17 protein-coding genes are annotated in these 17,977 nt (G+C 44.4%); all 17 read left to right on the top strand.

Translation table 11 applies throughout. The annotated features are described in order from the left end of the window. Position 1 precedes the first annotated feature (1 nt). The 17 genes from atpA to B1K71_RS17470 all read left to right on the top strand — a co-directional run bounded on the left by atpA (position 2) and on the right by B1K71_RS17470 (position 17,795). Positions 2 to 1,513 carry a F0F1 ATP synthase subunit alpha gene (gene atpA / locus B1K71_RS17550; RefSeq protein WP_077329328.1) on the top strand — a complete coding sequence of 504 codons (1,512 nt, stop codon included), beginning with the start codon at positions 2 to 4 and terminating at the stop codon, positions 1,511 to 1,513. A 43-nt stretch (positions 1,514 to 1,556) separates the two neighbouring features. Beyond that, positions 1,557 to 2,417 (top strand): ATP synthase F1 subunit gamma, encoded by an 861-nt coding sequence (atpG, locus tag B1K71_RS17545; protein WP_077329326.1) that lies wholly within the window; start codon positions 1,557 to 1,559, stop codon positions 2,415 to 2,417. A 39-nt stretch (positions 2,418 to 2,456) separates the two neighbouring features. After that, entirely contained in the window at positions 2,457 to 3,860 is a 1,404-nt protein-coding gene (gene atpD / locus B1K71_RS17540) for a F0F1 ATP synthase subunit beta (RefSeq protein WP_077329324.1), read from the top strand. A 116-nt stretch (positions 3,861 to 3,976) separates the two neighbouring features. Then, entirely contained in the window at positions 3,977 to 4,372 is a 396-nt protein-coding gene (locus B1K71_RS17535; protein WP_077329322.1) for a F0F1 ATP synthase subunit epsilon, read from the top strand. 334 nt (positions 4,373 to 4,706) lie between these two features. After that, complete coding sequence (locus tag B1K71_RS17530) at positions 4,707 to 5,207, top strand: hypothetical protein (RefSeq protein ID WP_077329321.1); 501 nt, start codon at positions 4,707 to 4,709, stop codon at positions 5,205 to 5,207. Positions 5,208 to 5,427: 220 nt separating this feature from the next. Continuing rightward, positions 5,428 to 5,658: a DUF1146 family protein gene (locus B1K71_RS17525; RefSeq protein ID WP_077329319.1), complete on the top strand. Its 231-nt coding sequence runs from the start codon at positions 5,428 to 5,430 to the stop codon at positions 5,656 to 5,658. A gap of 100 nt (positions 5,659 to 5,758) precedes the next feature. Next, complete coding sequence (locus tag B1K71_RS17520) at positions 5,759 to 6,478, top strand: YwmB family TATA-box binding protein (RefSeq protein ID WP_175631959.1); 720 nt, start codon at positions 5,759 to 5,761, stop codon at positions 6,476 to 6,478. Between the two features lie 34 nt (positions 6,479 to 6,512). After that, on the top strand, positions 6,513 to 7,829 hold the full coding sequence (gene murA / locus B1K71_RS17515; protein WP_077329315.1) for a UDP-N-acetylglucosamine 1-carboxyvinyltransferase: 1,317 nt from the start codon (positions 6,513 to 6,515) through the stop codon (positions 7,827 to 7,829). A 216-nt stretch (positions 7,830 to 8,045) separates the two neighbouring features. Continuing rightward, on the top strand, positions 8,046 to 8,870 hold the full coding sequence (locus B1K71_RS17510; protein WP_077329313.1) for a M55 family metallopeptidase: 825 nt from the start codon (positions 8,046 to 8,048) through the stop codon (positions 8,868 to 8,870). Between the two features lie 11 nt (positions 8,871 to 8,881). After that, positions 8,882 to 9,814: an ABC transporter permease gene (locus tag B1K71_RS17505; RefSeq protein WP_077329311.1), complete on the top strand. Its 933-nt coding sequence runs from the start codon at positions 8,882 to 8,884 to the stop codon at positions 9,812 to 9,814. A 3-nt stretch (positions 9,815 to 9,817) separates the two neighbouring features. Continuing rightward, the gene (locus B1K71_RS17500) at positions 9,818 to 10,774 is read left to right on the top strand and encodes an ABC transporter permease (protein WP_077329309.1); all 957 of its coding nucleotides are present in this window, start codon (positions 9,818 to 9,820) and stop codon (positions 10,772 to 10,774) included. An 11-nt stretch (positions 10,775 to 10,785) separates the two neighbouring features. Continuing rightward, positions 10,786 to 11,790, top strand: a complete 1,005-nt coding sequence (locus B1K71_RS17495; protein WP_077329307.1) for an ABC transporter ATP-binding protein — start codon at positions 10,786 to 10,788, stop codon at positions 11,788 to 11,790. A gap of 23 nt (positions 11,791 to 11,813) precedes the next feature. Continuing rightward, positions 11,814 to 13,463, top strand: a complete 1,650-nt coding sequence (locus B1K71_RS17490) for a peptide ABC transporter substrate-binding protein (protein ID WP_077329305.1) — start codon at positions 11,814 to 11,816, stop codon at positions 13,461 to 13,463. A 258-nt stretch (positions 13,464 to 13,721) separates the two neighbouring features. Beyond that, positions 13,722 to 14,642 carry a S66 peptidase family protein gene (locus B1K71_RS17485; protein WP_175631958.1) on the top strand — a complete coding sequence of 307 codons (921 nt, stop codon included), beginning with the start codon at positions 13,722 to 13,724 and terminating at the stop codon, positions 14,640 to 14,642. A 21-nt stretch (positions 14,643 to 14,663) separates the two neighbouring features. Then, the gene (locus B1K71_RS17480; RefSeq protein WP_077329301.1) at positions 14,664 to 15,761 is read left to right on the top strand and encodes a mandelate racemase/muconate lactonizing enzyme family protein; all 1,098 of its coding nucleotides are present in this window, start codon (positions 14,664 to 14,666) and stop codon (positions 15,759 to 15,761) included. Positions 15,762 to 15,838: 77 nt separating this feature from the next. After that, positions 15,839 to 16,792 carry a C40 family peptidase gene (locus B1K71_RS17475; protein ID WP_077329299.1) on the top strand — a complete coding sequence of 318 codons (954 nt, stop codon included), beginning with the start codon at positions 15,839 to 15,841 and terminating at the stop codon, positions 16,790 to 16,792. 1 nt (position 16,793) lies between these two features. Continuing rightward, the gene (locus B1K71_RS17470) at positions 16,794 to 17,795 is read left to right on the top strand and encodes an ABC transporter ATP-binding protein (RefSeq protein ID WP_077329297.1); all 1,002 of its coding nucleotides are present in this window, start codon (positions 16,794 to 16,796) and stop codon (positions 17,793 to 17,795) included. Positions 17,796 to 17,977 lie beyond the last annotated feature (182 nt).

Below are 17,977 nucleotides of genomic sequence, written 5' to 3'. Positions count from 1 at the left end.
TATGAGCATCAAAGCTGAAGAAATCAGCAGTCTGATTAAACAGCAAATCGAGAATTATGACTCGGAAATCGAAGTCAGCGATGTCGGCACGGTTATCGAAGTCGGTGACGGTATCGCACGTGCTCATGGTCTTGACAACGTTATGGCCGGTGAGCTGGTTGAATTTTCAAATGGGGTCATGGGACTATCACAAAACCTTGAAGAATCAAACGTCGGTATTGTAATCCTTGGACCATATACAGAAATTAAAGAAGGCGATGAAGTTCGCCGCACAGGCAGAATCATGCAAGTACCTGTTGGTGAGGAGCTGCTTGGTCGAGTTGTTAACCCGCTTGGTCAGCCAATCGATGGTAAAGGACCTGCGGAAACAACAAAAACACGCCCGGTTGAATCAGCTGCACCTGGTGTAATGGATCGTAAATCAGTTGATGAGCCGCTTCAGACAGGTATCAAGGCGATTGACGCACTTGTTCCAATCGGACGCGGTCAGCGTGAATTGATTATCGGTGACCGTCAAACTGGTAAAACAACCGTTGCAGTAGATACCATTTTGAATCAGAAAGATCAGGATATGATTTGTATCTATGTTGCAATCGGTCAAAAAGAATCAACTGTCAGAGGTACTGTTGAAACATTCCGCCGTCATGGTGCATTGGAGAATACGATCGTTGTATCTGCAGGTGCATCAGACCCTGCGCCAATGCTTTTCCTGGCACCATATGCCGGAGTTTCAATGGGTGAAGAATTCATGTATAACGGCAAGCATGTACTTGTTGTATATGATGACTTATCAAAACAGGCGACAGCTTACCGTGAACTTTCCTTATTGCTGCGTCGTCCTCCAGGTCGTGAAGCATTCCCAGGGGATGTATTCTTCCTGCATTCACGTCTATTGGAACGTGCTGCGAAATTGAGTGATGCAAAAGGCGGCGGTTCATTGACTGCATTGCCATTTGTTGAAACGCAAGCAGGCGATATTAGTGCATATATCCCGACAAACGTAATTTCGATTACTGACGGACAGATTTTCCTGCAGTCTGATTTATTCTTCTCCGGTGTACGTCCGGCTATTAACGCAGGTTTATCCGTATCACGTGTTGGTGGGTCCGCACAAATTAAGGCAATGAAAAAAGTTGCCGGAACATTGCGTCTTGACCTTGCATCATTCCGTGAACTAGAAGCATTTGCTCAGTTCGGGTCAGACCTTGATAAGGCAACTAAAGCGAAACTGGAACGTGGTGAGCGTACAGTTGAAGTTCTGAAACAGGGATTGCATAAACCATTGGCTGTTGAAAAACAGGTTATGATTATTTATGCCTTGACGAAAGGCTTCCTTGATGATGTTCCGGTTGAAGACATCACACGCTTTGAAGAAGAATTCCATATTTGGCTCGATGATAATCGCAAAGAGCTGCTTGCATCTATCCGCGAAACGGGAAAACTTCCTGAAGCAGAGGATATGAACGATGCAGTGGAATCATTTAAGAAGAAATTTATACCTTCAGATAAATAAATGAGGAACACGCAACCTTTTCATGAAAGGGCGGTGAAAAAGCTTGGCATCACTAAGAGATATAAAAGCACGTATAACATCAACAACAAAAATGAAGCAGATTACGAAGGCTATGGAAATGGTATCTGCCTCAAAATTAAGCAAGGCAGAGCTGAACGCGAAGCAATTCGTACCATACAGTGAGAAGATCCAGGAAGTGGTCGGCAGCATTGCGAACGGCAACAAGAATGCAAGACATCCGATGCTGCAGGAACGTGAAGTTAAAAAGACCGGCTATGTAGTGATCACATCTGACCGCGGTTTAGCTGGTTCTTATAATAACAGCGTGCTCCGTGAAGTTTATAAGACAATTAACAAAGAGCACACTTCAACAGACGAGTACACGGTTATTGCAATTGGACGCGTCGGATATGAGTTTTTCAAGAAACGCAACATGCCGGTTTCCAAAAGCATAACGGGACTTGCCGATCAGCCTGACTTCGCTGATATCAAAGCCATTGCATCCGGAACTGTTCAAATGTTCGTTGATGAAGAAGTTGATAAGGTAATCTTGAACTATAATCATTATATCAGTGTAATTTCACACGAAGTTACATCGAAACAAATATTGCCGATAACAGATGTGGAGACGCAATCCGCATATGGAAGTCAATATGAATATGAACCGGATCAGGAGCAAATTCTTGAAGTTCTTTTACCGCAATATGCAGAAAGCCAAATCTATGGCGCACTATTGGATGGTAAAGCAAGCGAGCATGCTTCACGGATGACCGCAATGCGCAGTGCAACCGATAATGCGAATGAAATTATCGATGACCTGTCATTGTCGTACAACCGTGCACGCCAGGCAGAAATTACACAGGAAATCACCGAAATTATCGGCGGTGTAGCTGCACTGGAATAGCTCTTTGACCAGTTCGAAAGTAAGTTAGGAGGGAAATCGATGAGCAAAGGACACGTTACACAAATTATGGGACCTGTTGTCGACGTAAGATTCGATGACGATAATCTCCCTGAAATTTATAATGCACTAACGATCAAATCCAATGATGCGGATAATGAAATTAACCTTACATTGGAAGTAGCTCTACATCTTGGTGACAACTCGGTCCGTACCATCGCGATGACATCAACAGATGGTTTGCAGCGTGGAATCGAAGTAGAGGACACAGGCAATCCAATCTCTGTACCAGTTGGTGATAATACGCTCAGCCGTGTATTTAATGTACTTGGCGATAGTATCGACCTTGACGAACCGTTACCAGAGGATATCAGGCGTGACCCGATTCACCGTCAGCCGCCGGAATTTGAGGATCTGACAACAGATACTGAAATCCTGGAAACAGGTATTAAAGTTGTTGACCTGTTGGCACCATATACAAAAGGTGGAAAAATCGGTCTGTTTGGCGGTGCCGGAGTTGGGAAAACCGTTCTGATTCAGGAACTGATCAACAACGTTGCACAGGAACACGGCGGTATCTCTGTATTTGCCGGTGTTGGTGAACGTACACGTGAAGGTAATGACCTTTATTACGAAATGAAAGATTCAGGTGTTATCGAAAAAACAGCGATGGTTTTCGGACAAATGAATGAACCACCTGGCGCCCGGATGCGTGTTGCATTGACCGGTCTGACAATGGCTGAATATTTCCGTGATGAGGAAGGACAGGACGTACTGTTATTTATTGACAATATCTTCCGTTTCACACAGGCAGGTATGGAGGTTTCCGCACTTCTGGGCCGTATGCCATCAGCTGTTGGTTACCAGCCGACACTTGCAACCGAAATGGGACAATTACAGGAACGAATCACAACGACAAATAAAGGTTCAGTAACATCAATCCAGGCAATTTACGTGCCTGCCGATGACTATACAGACCCTGCACCTGCAACAACATTTGCTCACTTGGACGCAACAACAAACCTTGACCGTAAACTTTCCGAGCAAGGTATTTACCCGGCAGTGGACCCATTGGCATCTACATCACGTGCATTGGACCCTGAGGTTGTTGGTCAAGAGCACTATGATGTTGCACGTGAAGTACAGCAAACACTTCAGCGCTACAAAGAATTGCAGGATATTATCGCAATGCTCGGTATGGATGAACTTTCTGATGATGATAAACTCGTCGTTGCACGGGCACGTCGTATTCAATTCTTCCTGTCACAGAACTTCCACGTAGCTGAACAGTTCACTGGTCAAAAAGGTTCTTATGTGCCAGTAAGCGAGACTGTTAAAGGCTTCCGAGAAATTCTGGACGGAAAATATGATGACCTGCCGGAAGATGCATTCCGTCTGGTAGGGCGCATCGAAGAAGTAGTAGAAAAATCGCAAGGCATGGAATAATAACGAAGACGCAGGGTATAACGATAACTGGATAAAGTTCCGCTTCACGTATGTTTTTGCAATGCACGAACGTGCGGATCTTATCCAGCATTCTACCTGTCTGAGGAGGGGTTACATTGAAAACACTAACTGTGAGTGTTGTTACTCCTGATGGGCCAGTATTGGAAGATGATTTCGAAATGGTAAGCTGTAAAGCGGAAGGCGGGGAACTCGGTATTTTGCACGGGCATATCCCGACCGTTGCGCCATTGACAATCAGTGTTGTACGCCTGATACGCAGCAATGGATCTGAAAAACTTGCTGTAAGCGGGGGATTTTTGGAGGTCAGACCAGAGAAAGTCACCATCCTTGCTCAGTCTGCCGAACAACCATCAGAAATTGATGTTTCCCGGGCAAAAGAAGCAAAGGAACGCGCCGAAAAACGTCTCCAGGCTAAACAGGATAACATCGACTTCCAACGGGCAGAATTAGCACTCAAACGAGCAATGAATCGTTTAGATATCGCTCAGTAATGAAAAAATCTCTTGTAACACATGTTATGAGGGATTTTTTTCGTTCATATTGGCTGGTGGAATGAGTACGGAATGTTTGGCTGCGACTGCGGGATATCAACCAACAAGGAAATGAAATCGACCTTCACGGCGTGTTAATCAACCAATAGTGATGCGGAATCAACTTTCAATGTGAGATATCAACCGACATGGAGAGGAATCAACCTTCATCTCGGAATATCAACCAACAAGGATATGGAATCGACTTTCACGGCCAGGGAATCAACCAATAGTAATGCGGAATCAACTTTCAATGTGAGATATCAACCGACATGGAGAGGAATCAACCTTCATCTTGGGAATATCAACCAACAAGGATATGAAATCGACTTTCACGGCCAGGGAATCAACCAAAAGTAATGCGGAACCGACTTTCAATGTGAGATATCAACCGACATGGAGAGGAATCAACCTTCATCCCGGGAAATCAACCAACAAGGATATGAAATCGACTTTCACGGCCAGGGAATCAACCAAAAGTAATGCGGAACCGACTTTCAATATGAGAAATCAACCGACATGGAGAGGAATCAACTTTCATCCCGGGAAATCAACCAACAAGGATATGAAATCGACCTTCATGGCCAGGGAATCAACCAATGGTGGTGCGGAATCAACTTTCAATGCGGGAAATCAACCGACATGGAGAGGAATCAACCTTCATCTTGGGAAATCAACCAACAAGGATATGAAATCGACCTTCATGGCCAGGGAATCAACCAATAGTGATGCAAAATCAACCTTCAAACCAACCATATCAACCATCCATGTCAGAATCACATCAATCACACGATAAAAGCATCATCTCCCCAAGGAAAAGCCTTAAAAGTAAAAAGATGTGACTGAAAAATAATCACACCTCCAGGCAGAAAAGATTGTCGTTATTTCCCGGGAAATGATAGAAATGGTCATATCTCGTAAGGGCTTACAAAACGGTCCTGATTGACAATCATTCGTATCCGTGGCAAAGTTACAGGTAGCAAAGCAAAATATACAAATTGGAAAGAGTGAATTTAATGTTTTCGATTGGACAGATGGCATTATTTAGTATGATATCGCATCTGATTTTCATTTTTATCACATGGCGGGTAATGCAGACGATTAATTTTGACCCGCTTATCCGTAAGGGACGGGCAATGGAAGCGAAGATTATGCTTTTGTTTATCGCCATAGCGGTTGGCACTGGCGTCAGTAACTTTTTTCTCAGTTTCCTGCAATGGTCGCGGGATCTGATTTTCCTATTCTAAATAACTTGTAAATCTTGTCGATAGATTGCCAGTTTACGATAGTATGTTTAAGAATCTCCCGGTTCATACTGATGATATGAATTTCAAGGGGGATTTTATTATGCGTAAATTTGTTCTGATAGCTTTTATTATTTTTATAACTGGAAATAGTGCATCCGCAGTAAGCATGGAGCCGGATGCGATGACAGATCTGGCTGCACTGGTTACGGAAAATGAGCTGGAAGTGGATCATTGGGAAGTCACCATTCGTGAAGAAATGACGTATAATAAAGTGCAGGAAATTTTGGGACAGTTTCGTCACAAAAATAGTTATTTAGTCTCTGGAGAAGCCGATGCGAACACTATAAAATATTCAGTTAGACACGTGCAAAAAACGGAGGGGATTTCCGAAAGTTATAGTGTCATTATTCCAAAGGATAGGGAGTATCAAGCTCAGTTTATCGCAGTCGTACAGGGGAAGTTTTGGACAGATGATTTGGTGAAACAATACAGGCGTTTGGTACAAACGATTCAAAATAATTTTTTCACCGAAGATTCGACAAAGTTTGCTTGTATTAAGACAACAGTTGATGATATAATGAGTAGTGTTTATTTTTTTGATAAACTGAAAAGCGAACTTGATTTAAAACATATAAAGAGACAAAAAGATTCCGTGAAGAATTCAATGGTTAAAAAAATTATATACGGGTATACACCACTATGGAATCAAAAAATTGACCTGAAAGATCGGCCGTTGAACTTTCAAATGGCGGTTAATAAAGGTCAAAACGGGAGTCGGGAACTTACAATTGGAACACCTATCCTGATTAATGAATATTAATATAGTGAAATTGGAACATAAGGAGAATTAAAACATGGAGAAAATCATCGTAAGAGGCGGGAATCAGCTAAATGGTACTGTTAAGGCGGAAGGTGCAAAAAATGCAGTTTTGCCTGTAATCACAGCCAGCATATTAGCAAGTGAGGGAAAAAGTGTTATCAATGATGTTCCGGTCCTGGCTGATGTGTATACCATTAATGAAGTTTTACGGAATATGAATGCGAATGTACATTTTGAAAATAATACGGTTCACGTGGATGCTTCCAAGACCTTAACAACGGAGGCGCCTTTTGAATATGTTCGGAAAATGCGTGCATCTGTGCTTGTTCTGGGACCGTTATTGGCCCGCTATGGACATGCGAACGTGGCAATGCCCGGCGGATGTGCGATTGGATCACGTCCAATTGATCTTCATTTAAAAGGATTTGAAGCAATGGGCGCACACGTACATGTTGGCAATGGCTTTGTTGAACTGAAGTCAGAAGGGCGTCTGCAAGGTGCCAAAATTTATCTCGATATGCCAAGTGTCGGTGCGACTGAAAATATTATGATGGCGGCTGCACTGGCAGAAGGTAAAACAGTTATAGAAAACTGTGCGAAAGAACCTGAAATTGTGGATTTGGCAAACTTTATTAATAAAATGGGCGGCAAGGTTGTTGGTGCCGGCACCGAAACAATCCGTATTGAAGGTGTGGAAAAGCTTCACGGTACAGAACATGCGATTATTCCTGACCGGATCGAAGCAGGTACATTTATGGTGGCTGCTGCGATTACTGGCGGAAATATTTTAATTGAAAATGCTGTGAGTGAGCATTTACGTTCTGTTATTTCCAAACTGCAGGAAATGGAAGTAACGGTTCTTGAAGAAAACGGTGGAATCCGTGTTATCGGTCCTGACATTTTGAAACCGACAGACATTAAAACATTACCACATCCGGGCTTCCCGACGGATATGCAGTCGCAGATGATGGCATTGATGCTTTGTGCATATGGCACGAGTGTGATTACAGAAACAGTATTTGAAAATCGTTTTATGCACGTCGAGGAATTCCGTCGTATGAATGCGAAAATGAAAATTGAAGGCCGCAGTGTCATTATCGAAGGTCCATGTAAATTACAAGGTGCGGAAGTAGCGGCAACTGATTTACGCGCTGCTGCAGCATTGATTCTTGCGGGACTCCGTGCAGATGGGCATACACGTGTTACCGAATTAAAGCATCTTGATCGCGGCTATGTGGATCTTGCAGGCAAGCTTTCATCACTTGGTGCGGATATTGAGCGTGTCGATGAAAATGGGGATCCGGTTAAAACAGATGTTTTGAACGATGAAATTTTTGCTGAATTAAATTAAACAGTTGAATTTATACTATATTTGATAAAAAACAGATGCTGCAACAAGCATCTGTTTTTTTATTGCTTTTTCTGAATGACTAGCTAAACTCCGGCACATATGCTAACAGTCCGATAAATACTGCATTATCCCCAAAAAGAATCCAAATTTATCATTGAATTTCAGATTTAATATGATAAAATTGAAAGAAAATTACAAAATGAGAGGGGGAGCTGCATGAAATTATATGTTTCTGTCGATATGGAGGGGATCACCGGTCTTCCCGATTATACATATGTGGATTCCAGTGAACATAATTATGAACGAGCACGTAAGATCATGACAGAGGAAACGAACTATGTTGCCGAAGCGGCGTTTAAATTTGGCTGTGATGAAATTTTAATCAATGACAGCCATTCAAAAATGAATAATATTATGATTGATCAGTTGCACCCGGATGCGACTTTAATTACCGGTGATGTGAAACCGCTTTCGATGATGCAAGGTATTGATACATCCTATGCAGGGGCGATGTTTGTCGGGTATCATGCGCAGGCGGGACAATTTGGGGTGATGTCCCATGCGATGATTCATGCGGTGCGGAATTTTTACATAAACGATAAACCAATTGGGGAACTCGGATTTAATGCATATGTTGCGGGACATTATGGTGTTCCGGTACTGATGGTTGCCGGTGATGACCAGGCAGCAAAAGAAGCGGAAGCATTAATTCCGAATATCACAACAGCTGCTGTGAAAAAGACGATTTCACGGTCTGCTGTAAAAAGCATGACACCGAAAAAAGCGGGTGAAATGCTGCAGCAAAAGACAGCGCATGCCCTTAAGAACCGTGATAAGGTACAACCACTTGTTCCTCCTGATAAACCGGTGTTGAAAATTGAATTTAACAATCATGGGCAGGCAGAATGGGCGAACCTGATGCCAGGCACCAAATTACTTGATGGAACAACAATTGTTCGATTTGAAGCGGACGATATTTTGGAAGCGTACCAGGCCATGCTAGTAATGACCGAGCTTGCGATGCGTACAACTTTTTCATAGGAGTGGGACAAATGCTGGGATATATTTTGAAAAGGTTTGCCATTATGGCAGTGACATTATGGATTATTGTCACGCTGACTTTCATCCTGATGGTCACCATTCCAGGTTCACCTTTGAATGAAGAACGGAGTACAACAGAAGCCGTTCAGGAAAATCTAAAAGAACATTACAACCTTGATGAGCCAATGCCTGTTCAGTATATGCTCTATTTGAAATCTGTTGTGACGCTCGATTTCGGGCCATCTATCAAGCAGCCGAATGCAACTGTCAACGATCTGCTCAGCCGCGGGTTTCCGGTATCGTTTGAATTGGGGATGGTGACCATTTTAGTTGCTGTCATTTCCGGAATTATCCTCGGAATTATGGCAGCACTCCGTCACAACGGCCTGATTGATTATTTTGCGATGAGTGTGGCAGTGCTCGGGATTTCAATACCAAACTTTGTTCTCGCGACATTGCTTATCCAGAAATTTGCTGTCGATTGGGACATTCTCCCGGCAGCAACATGGTCAAGTCCAATCCATATGATTCTGCCGGTAACAGCGCTCGCGACCGGGCCGATGGCAATTATAGCCCGATTGACGCGCTCTACCATGCTTGAGGTGCTTACACAGGATTATATTAAAATGGCTCGTGCTAAAGGACTTTTTCCGTGGAAAATCATTTTGAAGCACGCACTCCGGAATGCACTGATGCCGGTCGTGACGATTATGGGAACATTGCTGGCCGGTATTTTGACAGGTTCATTTGTTATCGAAAAGATTTTTGCAATCCCGGGGATGGGAAAATATTTTATTGAAAGTATCAATCAGCGCGATTACCCGGTTATTATGGGGACGACCGTCTTTTACAGTGCGTTTCTCATCTTCTCGTTATTTTTGGTTGATATCGTCTACGGTATCCTTGATCCCCGCATCAAGCTGCATAAAAAGGGAGGCAAATAATCTATGAAACTATCAGACGAAACAGCGACAAACTACGCTCCCAATCAAGTGCCGGATGACCTATTTAAGTGGAAAGAGAAAGACCTGAAAGCGGCAGAAACGGTTTCACGTCCATCCCTTTCCTATTGGCAGGATGCGTGGAAACGTCTCCGGAAAAATAAAATTGCCATGGCGGGACTCGTTTTCCTGATTTTGCTTGCGATTATGGCGATTATCGGTCCAATGGTTTCGCCGTTCTCAGTAAAGGAACAGAATTTGCCGAATCAGTTTCAGCCGCCAAACGGAACACATTGGTTTGGCACCGATTCACTGGGCCGTGATGTATTCACGAGAACATGGTATGGTGCGCGAATTTCACTTTTTGTCGGCCTGATGGCGGCCTTGATTGATTTTTTCGTCGGTGTCGTTTATGGCGGGGTTTCCGGCTATAAAGGCGGACGCACTGATAATATTATGATGCGGATTATTGAAGTGCTGTATGGCCTGCCGTATTTATTAGTCGTTATCATGCTGCTGGTAGTAATGGGACCGAGTCTTACCACCATCATTGTCGCATTGACCGTTACCGGTTGGGTCGGGATGGCCCGAATTGTGCGGGGGCAGGTTCTGCAGATCAAAAACTTTGAATTTGTGCTTGCATCGAAATCGTTTGGAACGAAAACGTGGCGGATTATCCGCAAAAATCTGCTGCCGAATACAATGGGACCAATTATCGTTCAAATGACGCTGACAGTGCCGTCCGCCATTTTTGCAGAGGCATTCCTGAGTTTCCTTGGTCTGGGGATTCAATCACCGTATGCCAGCTGGGGAGTGATGGCGAATGATGCACTCGGGGCCATTTTGTCCGGAAATTGGTGGACATTATTTTTCCCGGCATTCTTTATTTCATTTACGATGTTTGCATTTAACGTATTAGGCGACGGGCTTCAGGATGCACTCGATCCGAAGCTGAGGAAGTAGGTGAGACATATATGGAAAAGATTCTTGAAGTAAAAGACCTTCACGTAACATTCACTACATACGGCGGGACAGTGAAAGCTGTCAGGGGGGTGAATTTTCATTTAAATAAAGGAGAAACATTGGCAATCGTCGGAGAATCAGGCTGCGGTAAAAGTGTTACATCCAATGCCATTATGCGGCTGATTCCGGATCCTCCCGGTAAAATTTCCAATGGGACGATTTTGTTCAATGGAAGGGACCTTACGAAACTTCGTGAAAAGGAAATGCGGGCGATGCGCGGCGTGGATATATCTATGATCTTTCAAGATCCGATGACAGCACTGAATCCAACGCTTACGATCGAAACACAGCTTGTTGAAGGAGTGCGGCAGCATCATCACATATCCCGTAAAGAAGCACGTCAAAAGGCAATTGAAATGATGGAACTGGTTGGAATTCCCAACCCGACAGAACGGCTCAAGCAGTATCCGCACCAGTTCAGCGGCGGAATGCGGCAGCGGATCGTTATTGCGATTGCATTGATCTGTGAGCCGGAACTGCTGATAGCGGATGAGCCGACGACTGCGCTCGACGTTACGATTCAGGCGCAGATCCTTGAACTCTTTGACAAAATCCAAAAGAAAACCGGTGTATCGATTATTTTGATTACTCATGATCTTGGTGTTGTTGCTAAAATTGCCGACCGGATTGCCGTTATGTATGCAGGCAAAGTGGTCGAAACCGGTACTAAACGGGGAATTTTTTATCACCCGGAACATCCATACACAAAAGGACTGTTAAAATCCGTCCCGCGGCTTGATCTGAAAGAAGATCGTCTCACGCCGATTGACGGGACACCACCAGATTTATTCTCACCTCCACAGGGATGTCCGTTTACAGCACGGTGCCCATTCGCAATGGAGGTGTGTGATAAAGTTTATCCCGCAATGACGGAGCTGAGCGATTCACACAAAGTGGACTGCTGGCTTCAGGATGAACGGGCTAAACAGCTATTGGCTGCAACAGCCGCAAAATAAATTTTGAAAGGGGCAAAATTGGTATGAAGCGAGGATTATTATTATTATTTTCCGTATTACTGATCGCTGTTTTATCGGCATGTACGACCGGCAGCGGGGGTAACAGTGACAACGGCGGCAGCGGGGGTGATAGCGGGGAAAGCAGTAAAGGGTCATCCGAAAGCGGCGAAAAGGTTTTATACATGAATAATGGCGAGGAACCAACATCACTTAATCCGCCAATCGGCTTTGACTCGGTTTCCTGGAATGTGCTGAACAACCTGATGGAAGGATTGACACGTCTGGGTAAAGATGATAAGCCCCATCCAGCCATGGCGGAAGACTGGGATGTTTCAGATGATGGAAAAGTATACACATTCCATCTTCGTGAAGACGCCAACTGGTCAAACGGGGATCCGGTGACAGCACAGGATTTCGTGTACGCATGGAAACAGCTTTTAAATCCAAAGACCGGCTCACCAGCTGCATTTCTTGGCTATTTTATCGAAGGCGGTAAGGAGTATAATACCGGCAAAGGCTCTGCAGATGATGTGAAAGTAAAAGCAGTCGATGATAAAACATTGAAGGTAACCTTGAAGGCACCAACGAACTTCTTCCTGCATGTCGTAACAAATCCGGCATTTTTCCCGGTGAATCATAAAGTTGCCAAGGAAAACCCGGAATGGTATACCGAAGCGGAATCATTTGTTGCCAATGGACCATTCAAACTGAAGAAATGGAAGCATGAAAAAGAAATGGTCATGGTTAAGAACGACCAGTACTGGGATAAAGAAACTGTGAGTCTTGATAAGGTACACTGGGCAATGGTCAACAATTCCAACACGGAGTATCAGATGTTCAAAAGTGATGAACTTGACATGACCAGTATTCCACCCGATATGGCTGATCAGTTAATTGATGGTGATAATGTTGTCATTGAAAAACAGGCGGGGCTTTATTTTTACCGCTTTAACGTCAACAAAGAACCATTCCAGAACAAGAAAATCCGTAAAGCGTTCGCACTGGCAATCAACCAGGAGGACATTGTCAATTATGTAACGAAAAATAAGGAAGAAGCGGCAAAAGCTTTCGTATCACCAGGATTTGAGGGACCAAACGGCAAAGATTTCCGTGAAGTAAACGGTGACCTTGTTAAATTCAATCCGGAAAAAGCAAAAAAACTGCTGAAAGAAGGCATGAAAGAAGAAGGGTATGACAAACTGCCTCCAGTGACACTCACATATAATACGGATGAAGGACACAAAGCAATTGCGGAGGCAATGCAGAATATGTTCAGTGAAAATCTTGGTGTTAATGTTACTTTGAAAAATACGGAGTGGAACGTGTTCCTTGAAGCACAGAAAAATCTGAAGCACCAGTTATCCCGAAGTTCATTCCTGTTTGACTACGCTGATCCGGTCAACTTCCTGGAAAGCTTTGTAACCGGCTCGACGATGAACCGCACCGGCTGGTCCAACGAAAAGTACGACAAACTGATTGCCCAGGCGAAGAAGGAGACGAATGAAGAGAAACGCTGGCAGCTGATGTATGAAGCGGAAAAACTGCTGGCGGAAGAAATGCCAATCTTCCCGATCCACTACTATAACCAGGTATTCATTTACAAAGATGACGTCAAAGACATTGTGCGTCACCCGGTTGGCTATCTCGAGCTGAAGTGGGCTGATAAGAAATAGTTTAAAAAAAGCAGATTGTGCGAAGGTTGATATCTTGAATGGACGGTTGATATGAGGCCGGTGAGGGTTGATATATGGCGGTGAAAGATGATATTCGCACGAGGAAGGTTGATAACCGGTCAGTGAAGGTCGATTTCTGGCACAGGATGGTTGATAACTAGAATGGAAGGTTGATTACTACAACAACGTAAAGAAGGAGCGGAACATTCGCTCCTTCTTTACCATACATAAAAAAAGACAGAAAGAAGGTACATCATTATGATGAAGCCACCTCGGCTCAACAAGGGAGATCTAATTGGAATCGTTGCACCGGCAGGCCCTGTTGATTCGGACCGTCTTCAGCGGGCGATCCCTTTTTTTGAAAAAATGGGCATGCATGTGAAGCTGGGCAAGCATGTGGAAAATACATACGGTTACTTGGCCGGGATGGATGCGGAGAGGCTAGCAGACTTTCATGATATGGTTGCAGATGACAGTGTCAAAGCAATCATTTTTGCCCGTGGCGGATATGGAACAGGAAGAATCGCCGGGGATATTGATTATGAACTGATCCGAAACAATCCGAAAATCATTTGGGGATACAGTGATATTACATATTTACATACCGCAATACGTCAGGAAACAGGTTTGGCAACGTTTCACGGGCCAATGCCTGTCTCGGACATTGCGGATGACGATTTTGATACATATACGGCAGGTTTATTTCAACAGCTGCTAGAACCATCGGAACTTTATTATACAGAGAGTGTTTCAATGTTAAACGTTATTGCAGCAGGAGAGGCATCGGCTGAAATAGTCGGTGGTAATCTGTCCCTGCTTATCAGCACGCTTGGTACACCATATGAAATTGATACAGCAGGAAAACTGCTGCTTTTGGAAGATATCGGCGAGGCGCCATATCGAATTGACGCGATGCTGAATCAGCTGAAGCTTGCTGGGAAGTTTGCTGGAGCAGCTGGCGTTATTATTGGTGATTTTGCCGAATGCGACCCGCCAAAAGACAAACCGTCGCTGACATTGGAAGAAATTTTTCAAACGTACCTGGGCGGATTGAACGGTCCGGTTGTTTCCGGATTTAACATTGGCCACTGTATGCCCAATTTCTCGCTTCCGTTGGGTGTACCAGCTACATTATCGTCAGCAAAAAGATCATTGATTATCGAACCGGGCATCCGATAGTACGGAAAGGAGGAAACAGGTATGCAAATTCAGCAGATCGAAACATTCCAGGCAGCGATTCCGTTGAATTCACCATTTAAAACAGCACTAAGGACTGTAACCGTTGCTGAAACAGTTGTTGTCAAACTAACATGTGACAGTGGAATAATCGGTTTTGGGGAGGCACCGCCGACTCACGTTATAACAGGAGACAGCATCGCCAGTATTGATATTGCCGTTAATAATGTATTCAAACCGCTATTGCTTAATGAATCAATCTTGCAGTATGAGCGGATATTTGAAAAAATCGATAAAAGTATCATCGGTAATGTAAGCGCGAAGGCAGCAGTTGACATGGCGGTATATGACTGTCTCGCACAGGAAGCGCAAATGCCGCTATGGCAATTTTTGGGCGGCTATAACGACCAGATTGAGACGGATTATACTGTCAGTGTGAACAGCCCGGAAGAAATGGCAGATGATGCACAGCAATACATGAGTGATGGCTTTTCAATTTTGAAGGTAAAGGTCGGCAAAGATGCAATAGATGACGATGTGAAACGCATACAGGGAATCCGAAAACGTGTCGGGTCGCGGGCGAAAATCCGTCTGGACGCCAATCAGGCATGGCCGGCAAAAGAAGCGGTCCGTGCTATTCGGAAAATGGAGGATCTTGGGCTTGATATCGAACTGATTGAACAGCCGGTGCATAAAACAGATTTTGAAGGGCTGAAATATGTCGCAGCCAATACGGAAACACCGATTATGGCGGATGAGAGTGTTTTTTCAACGGGGGATGCCAGACGGCTGCTTGAAATGCGTGCTGCTGATTTAATCAATATAAAACTGATGAAGGCAGGCGGAATCCATCAGGCAGTGAAGATTGCCAAACTGGCAGATATCTATGGTGTCAAGTGTATGGTCGGAAGTATGATTGAAACAAAAATCGGCATTACCGCTGCAGCACATTTTGCCGCGAGTCAGCCGAATATTATCAACTATGATTTTGATGCACCATTAATGCTCGCCGGTGACCTGATAGAAGGCGGCATTGCTTATAACGGCAGCAATATCTCACTTGGAACGAAATCAGGTCTTGGTATTGAAAAAATCAATCCGGAATTTATCACGGAATCATAATGTTTTCATTGAGCCCGCATTTTTTTAATAAGACAGCGGATCTATCATACAAAGCATTGGAAAAGGGGGAATCTATCATGCCTGAACAAACGTTTGATCAAGAGCCGGATGTACTTTGGGTGGCAGCAGTGCAGGTCGCTACCGTATGGACGTCACCTGAATCAGCACGCGCCATTGATGCACCGGGCATTTCCACGCCGACAGACATGGATCGGTGGACAGCAGAACTGACATTTGAAAAACGGGTTGCCCTTTGTGATGAAAATCGTGTACAGACACAGCTGCTGTATGGTGAAGCGGTTATCATTATGGAGATTAAAGATGACTGGGCACATATTGTCATTCCAACACAGCCTTCCAAAAAGGACAAAAGGGGTTACCCTGGCTGGGTGCCGCTGAATCAGCTGAAAAAGGTGCATAAAACAGAATGGGACCAGGAAAGGACAGCAGCTGTCACATCGAAGTTTGCCTGGCTGCAATCAGCTGATGGCGAGCCGGTCATCAAACTTAGCTTTAATACAATGCTCCCGATTCTCAATGATGAAGGAAATCGGTTAAAAGCAGCCACACCGAATGGACCGCTTTTCCTTGCAAAAGAACACGCGGCTATCTATCAGACTGGCAGCGGGATAAGGCAGCAGCCCGGACAGAAACTAGTATCAGCAGGCGAACATTATAGAAAGCTTGATTATTTCTGGGGCGGCATGAGTGCATTCGGTTATGACTGCTCAGGATTTACCTATGCCATGCACAAAGCGAATGGCTATCAGATTCCGCGTGATGCGGATGATCAATTGGCCGGCGGAGAAAAGGTTTCTTATCATAATTTGATGCCGGGTGATTTGTTATTTTTTGCATATGAAGAAGGAAAAGGCAACCTGCACCATGTCGGCTTTTATTATGGTGATGGAAAAATGCTTCATTCCCCGCAAACCGGAAAGGGTATTGAACTGATTGATCTGAATGGAACCATATATGAAAAAGAACTTTGTGGCGCGGCACGATACTGGCAGCAGGCAGGGGAGAAATAATATGAGCGAAAAAATATTGGAAGTCAACAATCTGAAAAAATACTTTGATATGGGAAAAGGGTTAGATCTGAAGGCGGTAAATGACGTCTCATTTTATATCAATAAAGGTGAAACGTTCGGGTTGGTCGGCGAGTCCGGCTGCGGCAAATCAACCATCGGACGGACAATAATGGGTTTGTATGATAAAACTGCCGGGAATGTGCTGTACGATGGAAATGATGTGCATGCCATGAGCGAGAAGGAACGGTTCAAATTTTACCGTGATATGCAGATGGTTTTTCAGGACCCATATGCATCGTTAAATCCACGCTCCACTGTAAGGGAAGTTATTTCAGAGCCAATGGAAGTGCATAACATGTTTTCAGATAAGCGGAAGCAGGCAGACCGAGTCTACATGCTGCTGGAGGAGGTCGGTATGAATCGCGACCATGCCAATCGTTATCCGCACGAATTCAGCGGCGGACAGCGGCAACGGATTGGGATTGCCCGTGCTTTGGCACTTGACCCCGACTTCATTATCGCGGATGAGCCGATTTCTGCACTGGATGTATCTGTTCAGGCACAGGTTGTTAATCTGTTAAAGGAACTTCAGCAGGAAAAAGGGCTGACATTTTTATTTATTGCACATGACCTGTCAATGGTGAAACAGATTTCCGACCGGATTGGCGTCATGTATCTCGGCAACATGGTTGAACTGACCAAGAGCGAATCCCTGTATGATAATCCACTGCATCCGTACACACAGGCATTGCTTTCCGCGATACCGATTCCTGATCCCGATATTGAAGATCAACGGGAGAGGATTATTTTGGAGGGTGAACTTCCAAGCCCGATTCATCCGCCGAGCGGTTGCGTGTTCCGGACAAGGTGTCCAATGGCAATGGATATTTGTTCGGTGCAAAAACCGGAATGGCAGGAAGTAGAGCAGGACCATTATGTCGCCTGCCACCTTTATAATAAAAATGCTCCGGAACGTGAATCTGTCTTAACAAAGCAGCAATAAGCCAGAGATAAAACCTGTAGAGATGTTATGTCATGCAGGTTTTTTCAAAGGTCCAGTTCCAGCGCCCAGCAACTAGCAAACTTCACACTCCTCCACTACGATAAAGAAGACTTGCCGATTGGTGAAACCAGAGGCCTAGTCGCGCTTATACCCTTGTGGTGAAAGTCAACATCGGTTCGCTT

Origin of the sequence: Virgibacillus siamensis (assembly GCF_900162695.1) — a bacterium.
In the GTDB taxonomy this organism is placed as follows: domain Bacteria; phylum Bacillota; class Bacilli; order Bacillales; family Amphibacillaceae; genus Lentibacillus; species Lentibacillus siamensis_A.
The sequence above is the reverse complement of the archived record's forward strand: the minus strand, read 5'-3'. Positions and strand labels throughout refer to the sequence as shown.

Bases quoted from the DNA above. Each gene is read 5' to 3' on its own strand.
- B1K71_RS17490 (WP_077329305.1), top strand. From the start codon at position 11,814: ATGAAGCGAGGATTATTATTATTATTTTCCGTATTACTGATCGCTGTT.
- B1K71_RS17525 (WP_077329319.1), top strand. From the start codon at position 5,428: ATGTTTTCGATTGGACAGATGGCATTATTTAGTATGATATCGCATCTG.
- atpD (WP_077329324.1), top strand. From the start codon at position 2,457: ATGAGCAAAGGACACGTTACACAAATTATGGGACCTGTTGTCGACGTA.
- B1K71_RS17480 (WP_077329301.1), top strand. From the start codon at position 14,664: ATGCAAATTCAGCAGATCGAAACATTCCAGGCAGCGATTCCGTTGAAT.
- B1K71_RS17495 (WP_077329307.1), top strand. From the start codon at position 10,786: ATGGAAAAGATTCTTGAAGTAAAAGACCTTCACGTAACATTCACTACA.
- B1K71_RS17475 (WP_077329299.1), top strand. From the start codon at position 15,839: ATGCCTGAACAAACGTTTGATCAAGAGCCGGATGTACTTTGGGTGGCA.
- B1K71_RS17505 (WP_077329311.1), top strand. From the start codon at position 8,882: ATGCTGGGATATATTTTGAAAAGGTTTGCCATTATGGCAGTGACATTA.
- B1K71_RS17485 (WP_175631958.1), top strand. From the start codon at position 13,722: ATGATGAAGCCACCTCGGCTCAACAAGGGAGATCTAATTGGAATCGTT.
- atpA (WP_077329328.1), top strand. From the start codon at position 2: ATGAGCATCAAAGCTGAAGAAATCAGCAGTCTGATTAAACAGCAAATC.
- B1K71_RS17510 (WP_077329313.1), top strand. From the start codon at position 8,046: ATGAAATTATATGTTTCTGTCGATATGGAGGGGATCACCGGTCTTCCC.
- B1K71_RS17520 (WP_175631959.1), top strand. From the start codon at position 5,759: ATGCGTAAATTTGTTCTGATAGCTTTTATTATTTTTATAACTGGAAAT.
- B1K71_RS17500 (WP_077329309.1), top strand. From the start codon at position 9,818: ATGAAACTATCAGACGAAACAGCGACAAACTACGCTCCCAATCAAGTG.
- murA (WP_077329315.1), top strand. From the start codon at position 6,513: ATGGAGAAAATCATCGTAAGAGGCGGGAATCAGCTAAATGGTACTGTT.
- B1K71_RS17470 (WP_077329297.1), top strand. From the start codon at position 16,794: ATGAGCGAAAAAATATTGGAAGTCAACAATCTGAAAAAATACTTTGAT.